This is a genomic window from Limnohabitans sp. (assembly GCF_031539175.1).
Lineage (GTDB): Bacteria > Pseudomonadota > Gammaproteobacteria > Burkholderiales > Burkholderiaceae_C > Limnohabitans.
Genome location: NZ_JAVKLQ010000007.1, coordinates 129,225 through 145,326 on the forward strand (window position 1 = coordinate 129,225; position 16,102 = coordinate 145,326).

Below are 16,102 nucleotides of genomic sequence, written 5' to 3' on the forward strand. Positions count from 1 at the left end.
GATCGTTGACGATGGAGCACCTTCAAAGACAGGCCTTGCACAACGAAGTGCATGCCAGACCACCCGAACCCATGCAAGCGCCTTTGGCCATCTCGCATGTGGTGATGTGGGTCGACCGCGCCAGTGCGCAAGCCAGTCGCGCGCATTTGTCGCGTCTGTTGTTGGACCACCATCTGCCAGCCCCCGACGATCACACCAACCACATGCGTGTGGACTTGGGCGCGTTTCGCTTGCGTTGGGAGTTACACACCGAGTTCGTGTCGTGGACCTTCATGCGGCCCGTGAGCGATGCGGCGTTGAACCCTACCCAACCCATGACCGCTGTTCAAGCCGTGCCGCAGGCTTGGCTGGCGGATTTGCCGGGTGCCTGCTTGGCACGCTTGCATGTGTGGTTGCTGGCACCGAGCCAGCTGGATGTGCATGCTGTGCTGCCTCAGCTTTTGCATGAAGACACCTTGGTGGCCTCCACGGTGGCCGAGGGGCATGGCGAGGTGTACACCGATTTTCAGTTGCACCCCGATGGTTACTCGCGTGTGTTGTTGATGACGGGCTCGCTCACACCACGCCGCCAAGGTCGTTTGGTGCAGCAGTTGCTCGAAATCGAGACCTACCGCATGGCTGCCTCGTTGGGCTTGCCAGCCGCGCGCGAAGCGTCGCAGGTGTTGGCCGACGCGGAGCGTGAGTTGGCAGCCTTGGCGCAAGCCATACGCAGCGCAGCGCGTGCCGACGAAGCGGGCCTGTTGGACCGCTTGACCCGTTTGGCGGGTGAGGTGGAGGGGCAATACGCCGCCACCCATTCGCGCTTTTCGGCCACACGGGCTTATTTTGAATTGGTCGATCGCCGTATCCGCGACATCGCCGAGTCGCGCATGCCGGGCATGCAGACCATTGGTGAGTTCATGGAACGTCGTTTGTCACCAGCGCGCAGCACGTGTGACTGGGCAGCGCGACGTCAAAACGCGCTGTCTGAACGCGTCTCGCGCATGAGCAATTTGTTGCGCACACGCGTGGACTTTGAGCAGCAACTCAGCAGCCAACAACTGCTCGCCACGATGAACCAACGCCAAGACGTGCAGCTGAAGTTGCAGTCCACGGTGGAAGGCTTGTCGGTGGCCGCCATCACCTATTACTTCACCGGCTTGGTGAGTTACTTGGCCAAAGGTGCGGAAAAGTTCGGTTGGCCTTTCGCGGCTGACATCACGGCGGCATGTGCCTTGCCCTTTGTCGGCCTTCTTGTTTGGTGGTCCATGCGACGTTTACACAACAAGGTATTTAAGACATGAATTTCAATTTCACCAACCCGTACACCTCCACCCGATTGCCCGTGTTTGCGCGCAACGTGGTGTCCACCTCGCACCCTTTGGCTGCGCAAGCGGGTTTGCGCATGTTGTGGCAGGGCGGCAATGCGGTCGATGCCGCCATCGCCGCTGCGGCAGCGTTGACGCTGACGGAGCCCGTGAGCAACGGCTTGGGGTCCGACGCGTTTTGTATTTTGTGGGACGGCAAAGAACTGCATGGCCTCAATGCCTCGGGCCAAGCCCCACAAACGTGGACGCCCGATTACTTCCACCGCAAATACGGTGACGGTGCCAAGACGCCGCCCAAGCGCGGCATGGATTCGGTCACGGTGCCCGGCGCCGTGGGCAGCTGGGTGGCCTTGAGCGAGCGCTTTGGCAAGTTGCCCTTTGAAGACCTGATGCAACCCGCCATCGAGATCGCCGAGCGCGGTTATTTGCTGCCCGTGGTGGTGCAACAAAAATGGGCCGCTGCCACGCCTGAATTGCAAAGCCAACCGGGTTTTGCAGACAGCTTTTTACCTTGGGGACGTGCGCCTGCCGTGGGCGAGTTGTTCAAGTTCCCGGGGGCAGCGCGGGGTTTGCGAGCGATCGCCAAAACCAAGGGGCAAGCTTTTTACGGCGGCGAGATCGCGCAGGCGATCGAGAAGTTTTCTGCGCAGCACGGTGGCAGCATCACCGCGCGTGACTTTGCCAACTACAAAGCGGAGTGGGTCACGCCCATTGCACAAAACTACCGCGGCTACACCTTGCACGAAATTCCACCCAATGGCCAAGGCATTGCGGCGCTGATCGCGTTGGGGATTTTGGAGAACTTCGACCTTGCCAGCTTGGCGGTAGACGGCGTGGATTCGCAGCATTTGCAAATCGAAGCCATGAAGCTCGCCTTTGCCGATGTGTACCGCTACGTGGCCGAACCCAGTGCCATGGAAGTCACGCCCGCGCAAATGCTGGACCCCGCTTATTTGAAAGGCCGCGCGCAATTGATTGACCTGCGCAAAGCACAAGACTTTGGCGCGGGCAACCCCGTCAAAGGCGGCACCATTTACCTCACCACCGCCGACGAAAATGGCATGATGGTGAGCTTCATCCAGAGCAATTACATGGGCTTTGGCTCGGGCTGTGTCGAGCCCACGTTTGGCGTGAGTTTGCAAAACCGTGGCCACGGTTTCAGCTTGGATGCCAAGGGACTCAATCCCGCCAACTTGGTGGCACCGAGCAAGCGCCCGTTCCACACCATCATTCCCGCCTTCCTCAGCAAAGACGGTCAGCCTGTCATGAGCTATGGCGTAATGGGGGCCAACATGCAACCGCAAGGTCACATGCAGACCTTGGTACGCATGCTCGACTACGGGCAAAACCCGCAAGCCGCTTGCGATGCGCCGCGCTGGCGCTACAACGCGGGCATAGAGATCAACGTCGAAGCCTCGTTGAATGCCGAGACGGCGTCTGGCCTGCAGGCACGTGGTCACCAAGTGGGCGTCATCAACGACAGCTACCAAGACTTCGGCGCGGGTCAATTCATTTGGCGTGCGGGTGATCCGAAGGTCGAAGGCTATGTGGCTGCGAGCGATGCACGTCGCGATGGGTTGGTGGCTGGGTTCTGATGCACGGGCAGCGCATAGCCTCTGCGTTGGCGCTGCTGGTTTTGGTGGGGTGTCAGGCGTGGTCGCCGCCGTCTGATCGAAGGTCGGTTTCTGCCGCTTCGGTGACTTTGTCCAAGGCCTCATCGAGCCTTTCATCTGGCGCTGCATCGGCACCGTTACAGCCTGAAATCGCCACCGGCTTCACACCAAAAACTGAGGTGCTCACGCAGCGTTTTGCCGTGGCTGCTGCGCACCCCTTGGCCAGCCAAGCGGGCGTTGAGATGTTGCAAGCCGGGGGCTCTGCCGTTGATGCGGCTGTGGCGGTGCAGATGGTGCTGGGCTTGGTAGAGCCGCAGTCCAGTGGCTTGGGCGGTGGCGCTTTTTTGGTCCACGCCTCGGGGACCAACGTGCAAGTGTTCGATGGTCGCGAAACGGCCCCAGCGGCGGTGACCGAAGCGGCCTTGCTCGATGACACCGGTCAGCCCTTGGCCTTTCACAAGGCGGTGGTGGGCGGTCGTTCTGTGGGCACGCCAGGCGTGTTGCACATGCTGGCGCAGGCGCATCAGCAGCATGGTGTGCTGCCGTGGTCGCGTTTGTTTGAGCCCGCTATTCGCTTGGCACGCCAAGGCTTCCCCATCAGCCCACGCCTGCATGCACAACTCAAGGCCGATGCCTATTTGCGCTTGGACCCTGTGGCCCGCGCTTATTTCTACCAAGACCTCGGCCGAGCCCAGTTGGAGCCCCACCCCGTGGGTTATGTGCTGCGTAACCCTGAATTGGCGGATGTGCTGCAGCGCATCGCCACCGAAGGCGTGTCTGCTTTTTACAGCGGCGAGGTGGCGCAGGCCATGGTGAGCAAGGTGCAACAGCACCCTAGCAACCCTGGGCGTTTGCAGCTGAGTGATTTGGCTCATTACCAAAGCAAGGTGCGCCCGCCCTTGTGTTTTGATTACCCCGTTACCGAGGCTGCATCTGCTTCACGCCTCTACCGCATTTGTGGCGCACCACCTCCGAGTTCGGGAACGCTCGCCATGGCGCAAATCTTGGGCATGCTGCCTCATACCTCAGCTGCTGGGCGGTCTTGGTCAGTCGAAGGGCCAGACGCATCATGGCTCTATGCCTACAACGAAGCCTCGCGCTTGGCCTTTGCCGATCGCGCGCAGTATGTGGCCGACCCCGATTTCGTCACCGCACCGGGGGGCGACTGGTCGAGCTTGTTGCAGGCTGATTATTTGAAGTCGCGTGCTCAGCAGATCAAGCCCGTGGCTGCCGTGCAAGTGGCCCCTGGCGAGCCTGTTCCCCGCGCCGCGCAACACTTCTCCGCGATGGCCGAGCAACCTGAAATGGGCACCTCACACCTCAGCATCGTCGATGCGCAGGGCCGAGCCGTGGCGATGACCACCACCTTGGAAGACGCCTTTGGTGCGCGGCAAATGGTGAAGGGCTTTTTACTCAACAACGAGTTGACCGACTTCAGCTTTGTGCCCCGCGACGCCCAAGGCCGCGCGGTGGCCAACCGTGTGCAGCCGGGTAAGCGGCCACGCTCTTCGATGTCGCCGACCTTGGTGTTCGACAAAGCCACAGGACAGTTGCTCATGAGTGTGGGCAGCCCCGGCGGCGCGATGATCATTCACTTCACCACCAAGACCTTGTTGGGCGTGTTGCAGCAGGGGTTGTCGCCCCAAGCGGCGGTAGACAGCCCCAATTTTGGATCGATAGGCGGGCCCTTGGTGCTCGAGCAAGGGCGCTTCTCGGGGGGCACTGCAGACGCTTTGCGTGCCCGAGGCGCGGTGGTGCGCACACAAGCCCTGACCAGCGGCGTGCATTTGTTGATGCGTCAACAGCGCGATGGCCGCTCGGTGTGGATCGGTGTGGCCGACCCGCGCCGTGAAGGCGTGGCTTTGGGCGAGTGACTGAGCTGCACGGCGAGGCTGCCTGCGCTGCGTCGCCTAAACTCATGCCTCCATACAGAACACAAAAAAAGGTAAGTGATGAGATTGCGGCATCAATGGCTTCGTACGTTGGCGCTTTGCGCCGTGTTGGGCGTCATGGGCTTGGGGGGCAGTTTCAACCTTGCGCTGGCATTCAGCCCCAGCAGCCCGATTGACATGGCACACATCATTGGCGCGGACTTCAACCGTCGCACCGGCGAACCCACAGGTGGGCACAGTTTGCTCAAAGGCGATGTGCGCGTCGTGCCCGGCAGTGAGTCAGCCCCAGACGCCACCGGCGTGTACCGTGCCCATGTGCAAATGGCCGATCCCCAGCGCCCCGGGCAATGGTTGACCAAAACCGACCGCAACGGCCAGCCCATGTTCAACACCATGTTCCCCAAAGACTGGACCGCCGAGCGCATCACCACCGAGTTAGATGCCGCTTGGAACAGCCCAACCAAAACCAAAAAAGGGGAAAAGTGGAGCGCTTTGACCCCCAGCGGCGTGCGCGTGGAGGGCTACTTGGCCCCGCGCGTCACGGCCTATCCCGTTTACAGCAAACGCCATTGAGGCCCCAGGACGCACCATGCCTTTCCACTTTTTTGACGCCGAACAATTGCCCATACCTGGCAGCTCAGCCGCCAGCGTGTTTTATCCCTTTTGTGAGTGGACGCCCGACGACGCTCCCGATGCCACCGTGGATGAAGCACACCCGATGAACCGATTCGTGTGCAGCTGGCTCACCAGCGATGTGGATGACCCCGAGCGTTGCCAAGAAATCGTGGAAGCGGTGGCGGACCTCGAAGCGGGCACCTGCCCGCAGTGGTTTGCCGATGGTGATGCGTGGTGTGTGAACCTGACGCCAGAGGGTGTTCAGTTCAACGCCAGCAACATTGGTCCCGAAGACACCGCGTGGTGGGACCAACCGGAGGGCCGTTTCAGTTTGGCTGTGGTGAAAGACGCGCTGCTCAAGTGGCGGGCGTTTTTGGGCTCAGAGGCTTGATGGGGCGGCGACCTTCGCGTCGCGCAATCCAAACGGTCGACATCAAAATCACCCATGCGCCCAGCCATGTGGATTGACTGGGCACATCGGCGAACACCAACCAGCCCATGGCCGAGGCCCACACCAAGTCGAGAAAGCGCAGCGACTGGGTGGCCGAAATATCAGACAACTCAAACGCCCGCGTGAGGCAGTAATGCCCCGTGGTGCCCAAGATGCCCGCGGCAAAAAAGCCCACCCATTGCCAAGCGCTGGGGTCTTGCCAATGCGTCAGCGCCAGTGGAAAGCTCAGCACGGTCACGGTCAAGGCTTGCCACAGCACGATCACGCCCGCGTTCTCATACCGCGTGAGGGCCTTGGTGATCAAGAACGAGGCGGCAAACACCGGCGCTGATGCCAGCATGACCAAGTGAAACCAACCGCCGCCCCCCGAGAGCTTGGGCAGCACCACCACCAACACGCCAGCAAAGCCAATGAGCGAGGCGATCCAACGGTCGCGGTGCATGGGCTCGCCCAAAAACAAACCCGCCCCGATCATGATGAAGATGGGCCCAGTGAAGCTGATGGCGGTCATGTCGGCCAACGGAATGCGTGGCAGGGCGATGAACCACAACATCAGGCCCACGGTGTGTACGCCGCCGCGCCAGAACTGGCCTTTGATGTCTTTGGGCCAATACGCGGCAAAGCCTGAGCGCCAGACCAAGGGCAGCATGACCACCAAGCCGCAGAGGTAGCGCAAAAACTGGGTTTGGAAGGCGTCCATCTCTAAGGCGATGGCGCGGGCGATGGTGTTGAGCAGCGAGAACATCAGGCCGCCCATGGCCATCCACAACATGCCTTGCCAAGCCACGGGCAGACGTTGGGCTTTTCGGTGGGTGCGATGTTTGGCCAACGAGAGGCGGCGCACGAGAGATGTCTTCATTGCGACCCACTTTAAGTCAGCCTTCATGCGAGCGCAGTCGCTTGTGTTACGCGTGCATGCTCAGCCTTGCTACGTTGACCGAGCGGTCGCAAGCGTTCAAGCGGCGGGCGTGTCGTCTTTGGGGGGAATGGCGTCGCGCATCATGGCGTAGCGCGTCATACGCTGGCCTTGCACCAAACGAATCACGCGTTTGAGCGGAATGCCAATGTGAGCCAAGGTTTGGCTGGCCAGCATCAGACTGCCTTCCAGCACTTCGGGCACCACTTCGGCAGCCCCTGCGGCGCGCAAGCGTTCTAAATCGTGGTCGTCGTGGGTGCGCACAATCACGGGCACTTGGGGGGCATGCTCGGTGGCCCACGCCAGCACCTTCAAGGCTGAGGGTGTGTCGGGGTAAGTCACCACCACCGCCGAGGCGCGCACCAAACCCGCAGACATGAGGCTGGCCAAGCGCGTGGCGTCGCCAAACTCCACATGGTTGCCCGCGCTGCGGCCACTTTGTACCTTGTCGGGGTCGGAGTCGAGGGCCACGTACGCAATGCCTTCGGACTTGAACAAGTCCACCAAGCTGTGGCCGCAGCGCCCATAGCCGCAGACGATGACATGGTTTTCTGTTTTCAAGGTGCGCTGCGCCATGCCCGTGAGCGCTAGCGATTGCATGAGCCAGTCGTTGCTGATGAGGCGGTTGACGATGCGGTCGGCGTTCATCACCAAGAAAGGGGTGGCGATCATGGACAACACCATCGAGGCCAAGATGGGGCTCATCCACGACACAGGAATCAGCGAGTTTTGCAAACTCAACGACAACAACACAAAGCCGAATTCACCGGCTTGTGCCAAATAAATGGCCGTGCGCAAACTCACACCCGCCGCTGCGCCTTGCATGCGCGCCAACACAAACACCAAACCCGCTTTGAGCAAGACGGGCACCACGCTGAGCAACAGCACCCAGCCCCAGCTGTCGTGAATCACTTCCCAGTCCAACTTCATGCCGATGGTGATGAAGAACAGGCCCAGCAGCACATCGTGGAAAGGGCGAATGTCGGCTTCCACTTGGTGTTTGAAATCGGTTTCGGCAATCAACATACCGGCCAAGAAGGCGCCCATGGCCAACGACAAGCCTGCCAGTTCGGTCAGCCATGCCAAGCCCAGCGTCATGAACAAGAGGTTGAGCATGAACAACTCGTCGCTCTTGCGCCGCGCCACCAAGTTGAGCCACTCGCGCATCACGCGTTGGCCGCCCCACAGCAGCAAGCCCACCAACACGCCCGCTTTGAGCATGGCAATGCCCAGCACGCGCCAGAGGTTGTTGTCGGCCATGTCGGCCAAGGCTGGAATCAACACCAGCAGCGGCACCACGGCCAAATCTTGAAACAGCAGCACGCCCATCACGCGTTGACCGTGGGGCGACTCCAACTCGATGCGGTCGGACATGAGCTTGACCACGATCGCTGTGCTTGACATGGCCATGGCACTGCCCAAGGCCAAGGCGGTTTGCCAACTGACCTGCCAACTCTGCCCGAACTGTCGAATGGCCACGCCTATGGCGATGTTGAACAGCAGTGCCCCGACCAGCGTCAGCACCACTTGGCCCAGCCCCAAGCCAAACACCAGCTTGCGCATGCGCATGAGCTTGGGCAGGTTGAACTCCAAGCCGATGACGAACATCAAGAACACCACGCCAAACTCGGCCAAGTGCTCTACGGCCATGGAGTCTTTGGCCAGCGCCAAGGCGTTGGGGCCAATCACCACACCGGCAAATAAATAGCCCAGCATGGCCGGCAAATGCATGAGTCGGCAGCCCACCACGCTGACGACCGCAGCGCATAAATAAAGGAGGGTGAGTTCTAACGACGACATGTCTCCAATGGTACCGAGCGTTTGTGACAAGGGCCTTGACGAGCCTCACATAAACTCCAGATTTACCCTAGACCTTTGCGTCCTTCATGACCTTTTCTTCGCGTCCCGTTCTTTCGGGCTTGTTACTCGCTGCTGCAGGTGCTATTGCGTTCAGCGGCAAAGCCATCATCGTCAAACTGTCGTACCGCTACGGCGTGGATGCCGTCACGGTGGTGATGCTGCGCATGTTGATCGCGCTGCCGTTTTTCATGGGCCTCGGGTTGTGGGCGGAGCGCCAAGCGCACGCCAAAGCCAACCCGCTGACGCGTCGCGATGTGCTGAGCATCATGGCCTTGGGGTTTGTGGGTTATTACCTGTCGAGCTTTCTCGACTTCTTGGGGTTGCAATACATCACGGCCAGCTTGGAGCGGCTCATCTTGTATCTCAACCCCACGATGGTGGTGGTGCTGGGCTGGTTGTTTTTCAAGAAGCCCATTCAGCCCCTTCGCATGTGGGCCATGGCGCTGAGCTACAGCGGTGTGTTGCTGGTCTTCTCGCATGAGTTGACGGTGGCGGGCACAGATGTGGTTCTAGGGGGATCGCTGGTGTTGGCCAGTGCGCTGACCTACGCCATGTATTTGATTTACAGCGGCCAATTGGTGCAGCGCATTGGCTCCATGCGTTTGGTGGGCTGGGCCACCAGCGTGGCGTGTGTGTGTTGCATTGCGCAGTTCTTGTTGCTCAGGCCCTTGTCTGCCGCCGATGTGCCGCACGAGGTGCTGTGGTTGGCCGCATTGAATGCGATCGCATGCACGGTGGCACCTGTGCTGATGGTCATGATGGCCATTGAGCGCATTGGTGCTGCCTTGACCGCACAAACAGGCATGATTGGGCCAATGGCCACCATCACGCTCGGCGTGTTGGTCTTGGATGAGCCACTCAACGCTTGGATCGGGGTCGGAACCCTGCTGGTGTTGGGGGGGGTGTTTGTTGTTTCAAAGTATGGAGCGAAGTGATGGATTTAGGAATCAAAGGTAAGTGGGCATTGGTCGGCGGTGCAAGCAAGGGCCTCGGTTTCGGATGTGCCCAATCGTTGGCGCGTGAAGGTGCCAACGTGGTCATCGTGGCACGCGGCGCAGAGGCTTTGGAGGCTGCGGCGGTTGAACTGCGCAAGCTGGGCACCACCATCCTCGCGGTGGCGGTGGACATCACCACCGTCGAGGGCCGTGAAGCCATTTGGTCGGTCGCGGGTGGTCCCGGTAAAAACTTCGACATTGTGGTGACCAACGCAGGTGGTCCGCCCCCTGGCGATTTCCGCACATGGGACCGCGATGCGTGGATCAAGGCGGTTGACGCCAACATGCTCACCCCCATCGAACTCATCAAAGCCACCGTAGACGGTATGGCCGAGCGCGGGTTTGGTCGCGTGATCAACATCACGTCGAGCGCGGTGAAGGCACCGATCGACATCTTGGGTTTGTCCAACGGCGCACGTTCGGGCTTGACCGGCTTTGTGGCGGGCGTGGCACGCACGCAAAAACTGGCCTCGAACAACGTCACCATCAACAACCTGTTGCCGGGTGCATTCGACACCGACCGTTTGAAGGGCACCATGAAGGGCGCGTCTGAGAAAACAGGGCAGCCGATTGAAACCATTGCCGAAGCCCGCAAGAAAACCATTCCTGCACTGCGCTTTGGCAATCCGCAAGAGTTTGGCGACACCTGCGCGTTTTTGTGCTCCGCCCAAGCCAGCTACATCACCGGTCAAAACATCTTGACCGATGGTGGTGCTTACGCCGGCACGTACTAAACCCTCTGACTCGGGACTTGACCCGTGATGCGGGTTACTTCCGCGAGGACACCACGATGCCGCCAATGATCATCACAAAGGCGGCAGCGTGGTAGATCTGAGGCATCTCACCCAAGGCCAAGGCCGACATCGTGGCGGCAAACACAGGAGTGAGGTTGGCGAAGAAGCCAGCGATGTTGGGGCCCACGCGCTGCACGCCCAAGCCCCAGCAGCGGTAGGCCAACAAGGACGGCCCGACCGCGACGTAAATCAGTGCGGCCACCAGCGGCCATCCCCACACGATGTGCACCTCGGTGAGGCCCGTGTAGCCCGTCCACTCGGCGGCGGTGAAGAGGCCCGACCAGCTCAGACCAAAGGCCATTTGCGCCATTAAAAAATATGCCCAGTTGCCACGCACTTGCGCGGGCTCGGTGGTTTGCGCCAACAACCAGCTGTACCACGCCCAGCAAGCGGTGGCGATCAACACAAACACATCACCCAGCACCAGCTGCACCTGTGCCAAGGCTTGCCAATCGCCGCGACACAGCACCAGCAGTACCCCAGCGATGGACAGTGCAGCGCCAAAGATTTGCCGTTTGCGGACACCTTGTTTGAAAAACAAAGCGCCAAACGCCAGCATGAAAACGGGTGTGCTCGATGCCACCAAGGTCACGTTGATGGGCGTGGAGGTTTGCAGGGCCAAGTACTGCAAGCTGTTGTAGCAGCCCACGCCCAGCAAGCCGAGCAAGGCATAACGCCGCCAATGTGTCCACAGCGGGCTGCTGGCGCGCAGGGCTTGGTTGGCGATGGGCAGCAGCAAGACAAACGCCAACAGCCAGCGCAAGAAGTTGAGCGTGAGTGGTGGAATCAGCTCGTGCACCAAGCGGCCGACGATGGCATTGCCGGCCCACAAAAGTGGCGGGATCAACAAAAGCGCCGCAGTGCGCGGCGTCAAGGCAAGAGGGGCAAAAGACATAGGGTTTGACTCTACCTGAGCGATGTGTGGCCGGATAACCCAAGTGACATCTCGGGGACCAAATCCATGGCAGGATGCAGCGTCTTAAAAATTTGACCCACTTTTCAAACACTGGAGCACAACACCATGACCAAAGCAGTCATCATCGAAAAAAACGGCGGCCCTGAAGAGCTCAAGCTCGTGGACGTCACGGTCGGTCAACCTGGACCCGGTGAAATTCGCATCCGCCACAAGGCCGTGGGCCTGAACTTCATTGACGTGTACCAACGCAGCGGTTTGTACACCTTGCCCATGCCTTTGCAATTGGGCATGGAAGCCTCGGGCGTCGTGGAGGCTGTGGGCGAAGGCGTGACCCATTTGAAAGTGGGCGACCGCGCTGCATACGCCAGCCAACCTCCCGGCAGCTACTGCGAAGAGCGTGTGATGCCCGCCAAGTGCGTGTGCAAATTGCCCGATGCCATCTCGTTTGAGACTGGCGCAGCCATGATGCTGAAAGGTTTGACCGCACAGTATTTGCTCAAGCGCACGCTGCCTCAAGGCGGCCTGAAAGCCGGTGACTTCATCTTGTTCCACGCTGCCGCGGGTGGTGTGGGCCTGATTGCTTGCCAATGGGCCAAGGCGCTGGGTTACAACTTGATCGGTACCGCTGGCAGCGATGCCAAGTGCCAATTGGCCTTGGCCAACGGCGCATCGCACGCCATCAACTACAACACGGAAGACTTCTTGGTGCGTGTGAAAGAAATCACCGGTGGCAAAGGCGTGAAAGTGGTGTACGACTCGGTGGGCAAGGACACTTGGGACAAATCACTCGACTGCTTGGCACCGTTTGGTTTGATGGCCAGCTTTGGCAACGCCTCTGGCGCACCCGCTCCGATTGCCCCCGGCATCTTGGGCCCCAAGGGCTCGATCTACCTCACACGTCAAACCTTGTTCAGCCACATCACCACGCGCGAGAGCACGCAAGAGATGGCCGATGATTTGTTCGAAGCCGTCACCAGCGGCAAGGTGAAAATTCACATCGACCAAACGTATCCCTTGGCCGACATTGCCCAAGCGCACCGCGATTTGGAAGCCCGCAAGACCACGGGTTGCACCATCATCACGTTGTGAACGTGAGTCTGAGCTTCGGCTTTTAAACCCAGCGCCACGGATGACGTGGCGTCTGGTTCAGACGAAAAAAAGCCCTGCTGAAAATTCAGCAGGGCTTTTTTGTTGCAAAGGCTGTGTGCGTGTCAGTGTTCGCATTAATGCCCGCGTCGCACGCGCAAAATTTCATCCAAGATCAAACATGCCGCGCCTAGCGTGATGGCGCTGTCGGCCACGTTGAACGCGGGGAAGTGGATGCCCGCGTAGTAGAAGTCGAGAAAGTCCACCACGTAGCCATACAGCAAACGGTCGATCACGTTGCCAATGGCCCCGCCCAAGACGCAGCCAATGGCAAACCCAAACAGTTTTTGGTTGGGGTGTTTTTTGAGCATCCACACCATCACGCTGGCGGCGACCACGCCCAGTCCCGTGAAGAACCAGCGTTGCCAACCGCCTGCCGACGCGAGGAACGAGAAAGCCGCGCCCAAGTTGTGCACCCGCACGATGTTGAAGTAGCCCGTGACCGGAAACCCTTCCCCCAAGCTGTAGGTGCTGACGATCAAGACTTTGGTGAACTGATCGGCGAGCAACACCACCAAGGCCAAACCCAGCCACAGCCAGTAAGACGTGGGGCTGCCACTGCTTTTGCGAACGAGGGTGGAGCGTGCCATGTGAGCCTTTGACGTGGGGAGTGCGGGGGGTGAAGCGTCAATGTTTAAGCGAAATGTCGCACTTCACCGTCGCCGTGCAGGTTGCTGTCGCAACGACCGCAGAGCGTGGGGTGCGCGGGGTTGTGGCCCACGTCATCGCTGTAGTGCCAGCAGCGTTCGCATTTGGTGGCTTCGCTGGCTTTGACTTCAACCGTCAAGCCTTCGCCTTTGACGAGCGCAACCTTGGAGGTGATGAACACAAACTTCAAGTCATCACCCAATGAAGCCAGCGCGTCATACGCTGCACCATCGCAATGAATGACGAGCTCGGCTTGCAGCGATGCCCCCACCAAACCTGCGGTGCGTTTGTTCTCGATTTCTTTGTTGGCGATTTCGCGCACTTGCTGCACGGCATGCCACTTGTCCATCAGTGCCGCATTGCTGGAGCCGAGATCGGTGAAAGTCTCCAAGAAGATGGACTCCGACTTGCCAAACGTGGCCCATGCTTCTTCAGCGGTGAAGCTGAGGAACGGGGCCATCCAACGCAGCATGGCGTGGGTGATTTGATGCAACGCGGTTTGTGCGCTGCGACGTGCGAGCGACTTCGGCGCTGTGGTGTACAGGCGGTCTTTGAGCACGTCCAAATAGAACGCGCCCAAATCTTCCGAGCAATACAGCTGCAACTTGGACACCACGGGGTGAAACTCATACGAATCGAAGTGCGCGCGAATGTCGGCTTGTACTTGCGCAGCGCGAGACAGTGCGTACTTGTCGATTTCCAACAAGTCGTCAAACGCCACGGCGTCTTTGGCTGGGTCAAAGTCGCTCACGTTGGCGAGCAAGAAGCGCAGTGTGTTGCGAATGCGGCGGTACGCATCGACCACGCGGGCCAAAATTTTGTCGTCGATGTTGAGGTCGCCCGAGTAGTCGGTGCTGGCCACCCACAAGCGCACGATTTCGGCGCCCATTTTGTCGCTCACTTCTTGCGGGGCGACGGTGTTGCCCAAGCTCTTGCTCATCTTGCGGCCTTGGCCGTCGGTGGCAAAGCCGTGGGTCAGCAGGCCTTTGTAGGGCGCGCGGTCATACAAGGCGCAGCCGAGCAACAACGAGCTGTGGAACCAGCCACGATGTTGGTCGTGGCCTTCCAAATACAAGTCGGCTTCTGGGCCTTGGTCGTGATGTGGCGCACGGTCGTAAGCATCTTTGTGGCTACCGCGCAGCACGTGTTGGAAGGTGGAGCCTGAGTCAAACCACACCTCCAAAATGTCGGTGCTCTTGGTGTAGCTGGCGGCGTCGTCGCCGGGCTGGTTGAGGATGTCTTCCACCGTCACGCGGCTCCAGGCTTCGATGCCGCCTTTTTCGACGATGTCTGCTGCTTGGTCCATGATGGCCATGGTGCGTGGGTGCAACTCGCCGCTGTCTTTGTGCAAGAAGAACGGCACGGGCACACCCCAGCTGCGTTGGCGCGAGATGCACCAGTCGGGGCGGTTGGCAATCATGTCGCGCAAACGTGCGCGGCCGTTTTCTGGGTAGAAGTGCGTTTCGTCAATCGCGTGCAACGCGAGTTCGCGCAGCGACTTGGCTGACTTGTCGGTGATGAACTTGCCCGTGGTTTTTTCGGTCGTGCTGTCAAACGCATCCATGCGGATGAACCACTGCGCTGCAGCGCGGTAGATGACGGGCGTTTTGTGACGCCAGCAATGTGGGTAGCTGTGTGTGATGGTTTGTGTGGCCATCAAACGGCCTGCGTTTTGCAGGGCTTCCAAAATGACGGGCACAGCTTTCCAAATGTGCTGGCCACCGAACAGCGGGAAGTCAGCGGCATACGCGCCGTTGCCTTGCACGGGGTTCAAGATGTCGGTGTACTTCATGCCGTTGGCCATGCATGAGTTGAAGTCATCCACGCCGTAGGCAGGTGCGCTGTGAACGATGCCTGTGCCGTCGCTCTCGCCCACGTAGTCGGCCAAGAACACGGGGGCTGTGCGTTTGTAGCCAGCGTCCACATGTGACAGTGGGTGGTTGAACTCAATGAGGCCGAGCTTGTCGCCCGTAGCGGTGGCAACCACTTTGCCTTCAAGCTTCCAACGCTCCAAACATTTCTCGACCAACGATGCCGCGCACAAGAACAAACCACGCTCGGTGTCGACCAAGGCGTAGTTGATGTCGGGGTGCATGTTGAGCGCTTGGTTGGCAGGGATGGTCCACGCGGTGGTGGTCCAAATCACGGCGAACGCTTCCTTGTCGAGCTTGGGCAAGCCAAAGGCGGCAGCCAACTTTTCGGGCTGAGCGCACAAGAAGGCCACGTCGAGTGTGTCGCTCTTCTTGTCGGCGTATTCAATTTCAAACTCGGCCAAGGACGAGCCGCAGTCAAAGCACCAGTACACGGGCTTCAAGCCACGGTACACAAAGCCGCGCTCCATCACACGTTTGAAGGCGCGCAGTTGGCCGGCTTCGTTGGCGGGGTCCATGGTGCGGTAGGGACGCTCCCAGTCGCCCAAGACGCCCAAGCGTTTGAAGTCTTCGCGTTGTTGCTCGATTTGCTCGGTGGCGAAGGCGCGGCTCTTGGCCTGCATGTCGTCGCGGCTGAGTTTGCGGCCGTGCAGTTTTTCGATGGCGTTTTCGATGGGCAAACCGTGGCAGTCCCAACCGGGGATGTATTGCGCGTCAAAGCCAGCGAGTTGCTTGGATTTGACGATCATGTCTTTCAAAACTTTGTTCAGCGCATGGCCGATGTGCAGCTTGCCGTTGGCGTAGGGCGGGCCATCGTGCAGCACAAACAGCGGTGCGCCTTGGCGGGCGACACGCAGTTTTTTGTACAAGCCTTGCTCGTTCCATTGTTGGGTCCACGCGGGTTCGCGTTTGGGCAAGTCACCCCGCATGGGGAACGGGGTGTCCATCATGTTGAGGGTGGCGCGGTAATCAGTGGCTTTGTCGGTCATGGCGATCTCAGGTCGGAAGCTTAAATCTGGGCGGGTGCTGCAAAGCCGCGTTCAATTGGCGGGCTTCAAGGCAAGCGAAAAGGTAAGAG

The 16,102-nt window shown here is 59.8% G+C and carries 14 protein-coding genes; 8 read left to right on the forward strand and 6 right to left on the reverse strand.

Annotation, left to right across the window (positions count from 1 at the left end; all coding sequences use genetic code 11):
• Nucleotides 1–11: 11 nt before the first annotated feature.
• Nucleotides 12–1,283: a DUF3422 domain-containing protein gene (locus RMS95_RS02005; protein ID WP_310643129.1), complete on the forward strand. Its 1,272-nt coding sequence runs from the start codon at nucleotides 12–14 to the stop codon at nucleotides 1,281–1,283.
• The gene (locus RMS95_RS02010; protein WP_310643131.1) at nucleotides 1,280–2,902 is read left to right on the forward strand and encodes a gamma-glutamyltransferase family protein; all 1,623 of its coding nucleotides are present in this window, start codon (nucleotides 1,280–1,282) and stop codon (nucleotides 2,900–2,902) included. Before RMS95_RS02005 ends, RMS95_RS02010 begins: the two co-directional genes overlap by 4 nt.
• Nucleotides 2,903–2,954: 52 nt before the next feature.
• On the opposite strand, the gene RMS95_RS02015 is transcribed toward RMS95_RS02010, so the two are convergent.
• On the reverse strand, nucleotides 2,955–3,107 hold the full coding sequence (locus RMS95_RS02015; protein WP_310643133.1) for a hypothetical protein: 153 nt from the start codon (nucleotides 3,105–3,107) through the stop codon (nucleotides 2,955–2,957).
• On the opposite strand from RMS95_RS02015, the gene RMS95_RS02020 reads away from it, so the two are divergent.
• The 3 genes from RMS95_RS02020 to RMS95_RS02030 all read left to right on the forward strand — a co-directional run bounded on the left by RMS95_RS02020 (nucleotide 3,100) and on the right by RMS95_RS02030 (nucleotide 5,818).
• Nucleotides 3,100–4,794 (forward strand): gamma-glutamyltransferase family protein, encoded by a 1,695-nt coding sequence (locus RMS95_RS02020; protein ID WP_310643134.1) that lies wholly within the window; start codon nucleotides 3,100–3,102, stop codon nucleotides 4,792–4,794. The two genes, RMS95_RS02015 and RMS95_RS02020, sit on opposite strands and share 8 nt — an antisense overlap.
• A 78-nt stretch (nucleotides 4,795–4,872) precedes the next feature.
• Nucleotides 4,873–5,385 carry an EndoU domain-containing protein gene (locus RMS95_RS02025; RefSeq protein WP_310643135.1) on the forward strand — a complete coding sequence of 171 codons (513 nt, stop codon included), beginning with the start codon at nucleotides 4,873–4,875 and terminating at the stop codon, nucleotides 5,383–5,385.
• A 16-nt stretch (nucleotides 5,386–5,401) separates the two neighbouring features.
• On the forward strand, nucleotides 5,402–5,818 hold the full coding sequence (locus RMS95_RS02030; protein ID WP_310643137.1) for a hypothetical protein: 417 nt from the start codon (nucleotides 5,402–5,404) through the stop codon (nucleotides 5,816–5,818).
• Here the strand turns inward: RMS95_RS02030 and RMS95_RS02035 are convergent.
• Together RMS95_RS02035 and RMS95_RS02040 are read right to left on the reverse strand one after the other, a co-directional pair.
• Nucleotides 5,784–6,737 carry a DMT family transporter gene (locus tag RMS95_RS02035; RefSeq protein WP_310643138.1) on the reverse strand — a complete coding sequence of 318 codons (954 nt, stop codon included), beginning with the start codon at nucleotides 6,735–6,737 and terminating at the stop codon, nucleotides 5,784–5,786. The two genes, RMS95_RS02030 and RMS95_RS02035, sit on opposite strands and share 35 nt — an antisense overlap.
• 96 nt (nucleotides 6,738–6,833) lie before the next feature.
• A complete protein-coding gene (locus RMS95_RS02040) occupies nucleotides 6,834–8,594 on the reverse strand; it encodes a cation:proton antiporter (RefSeq protein WP_310643140.1) in 1,761 nt (586 codons plus the stop codon).
• Nucleotides 8,595–8,680: 86 nt separating this feature from the next.
• Here RMS95_RS02040 and RMS95_RS02045 point away from each other — a divergent pair, with 86 nt between their 5' ends.
• A complete protein-coding gene (locus RMS95_RS02045; RefSeq protein ID WP_310643142.1) occupies nucleotides 8,681–9,589 on the forward strand; it encodes a DMT family transporter in 909 nt (302 codons plus the stop codon).
• Nucleotides 9,589–10,383 carry an SDR family oxidoreductase gene (locus tag RMS95_RS02050; RefSeq protein ID WP_310643144.1) on the forward strand — a complete coding sequence of 265 codons (795 nt, stop codon included), beginning with the start codon at nucleotides 9,589–9,591 and terminating at the stop codon, nucleotides 10,381–10,383. Before RMS95_RS02045 ends, RMS95_RS02050 begins: the two co-directional genes overlap by 1 nt.
• Nucleotides 10,384–10,417: 34 nt before the next feature.
• Here the strand turns inward: RMS95_RS02050 and RMS95_RS02055 are convergent, their stop codons facing one another.
• A complete protein-coding gene (locus RMS95_RS02055; RefSeq protein WP_310643146.1) occupies nucleotides 10,418–11,338 on the reverse strand; it encodes a DMT family transporter in 921 nt (306 codons plus the stop codon).
• Between the two features lie 126 nt (nucleotides 11,339–11,464).
• On the opposite strand from RMS95_RS02055, the gene RMS95_RS02060 reads away from it, so the two are divergent.
• Entirely contained in the window at nucleotides 11,465–12,448 is a 984-nt protein-coding gene (locus tag RMS95_RS02060) for a quinone oxidoreductase (RefSeq protein WP_310643147.1), read from the forward strand.
• Between the two features lie 134 nt (nucleotides 12,449–12,582).
• Here the strand turns inward: RMS95_RS02060 and lspA are convergent, their stop codons facing one another.
• Both lspA and ileS read right to left on the reverse strand, forming a co-directional pair.
• Complete coding sequence (gene lspA, locus RMS95_RS02065) at nucleotides 12,583–13,095, reverse strand: signal peptidase II (protein WP_310643148.1); 513 nt, start codon at nucleotides 13,093–13,095, stop codon at nucleotides 12,583–12,585.
• A 44-nt stretch (nucleotides 13,096–13,139) separates the two neighbouring features.
• Nucleotides 13,140–16,013 (reverse strand): isoleucine--tRNA ligase, encoded by a 2,874-nt coding sequence (gene ileS, locus RMS95_RS02070; protein WP_310643150.1) that lies wholly within the window; start codon nucleotides 16,011–16,013, stop codon nucleotides 13,140–13,142.
• Nucleotides 16,014–16,102: the final 89 nt, after the last annotated feature.

Coding starts and splice junctions, on each gene's coding strand:
- lspA (WP_310643148.1), bottom strand. CDS start 13,095: ATGGCACGCTCCACCCTCGTTCGCAAAAGCAGTGGCAGCCCCACGTCT.
- RMS95_RS02035 (WP_310643138.1), bottom strand. CDS start 6,737: ATGAAGACATCTCTCGTGCGCCGCCTCTCGTTGGCCAAACATCGCACC.
- RMS95_RS02025 (WP_310643135.1), top strand. CDS start 4,873: ATGAGATTGCGGCATCAATGGCTTCGTACGTTGGCGCTTTGCGCCGTG.
- RMS95_RS02010 (WP_310643131.1), top strand. CDS start 1,280: ATGAATTTCAATTTCACCAACCCGTACACCTCCACCCGATTGCCCGTG.
- RMS95_RS02050 (WP_310643144.1), top strand. CDS start 9,589: ATGGATTTAGGAATCAAAGGTAAGTGGGCATTGGTCGGCGGTGCAAGC.
- RMS95_RS02060 (WP_310643147.1), top strand. CDS start 11,465: ATGACCAAAGCAGTCATCATCGAAAAAAACGGCGGCCCTGAAGAGCTC.
- ileS (WP_310643150.1), bottom strand. CDS start 16,013: ATGACCGACAAAGCCACTGATTACCGCGCCACCCTCAACATGATGGAC.
- RMS95_RS02030 (WP_310643137.1), top strand. CDS start 5,402: ATGCCTTTCCACTTTTTTGACGCCGAACAATTGCCCATACCTGGCAGC.
- RMS95_RS02005 (WP_310643129.1), top strand. CDS start 12: ATGGAGCACCTTCAAAGACAGGCCTTGCACAACGAAGTGCATGCCAGA.
- RMS95_RS02045 (WP_310643142.1), top strand. CDS start 8,681: ATGACCTTTTCTTCGCGTCCCGTTCTTTCGGGCTTGTTACTCGCTGCT.
- RMS95_RS02040 (WP_310643140.1), bottom strand. CDS start 8,594: ATGTCGTCGTTAGAACTCACCCTCCTTTATTTATGCGCTGCGGTCGTC.
- RMS95_RS02055 (WP_310643146.1), bottom strand. CDS start 11,338: ATGTCTTTTGCCCCTCTTGCCTTGACGCCGCGCACTGCGGCGCTTTTG.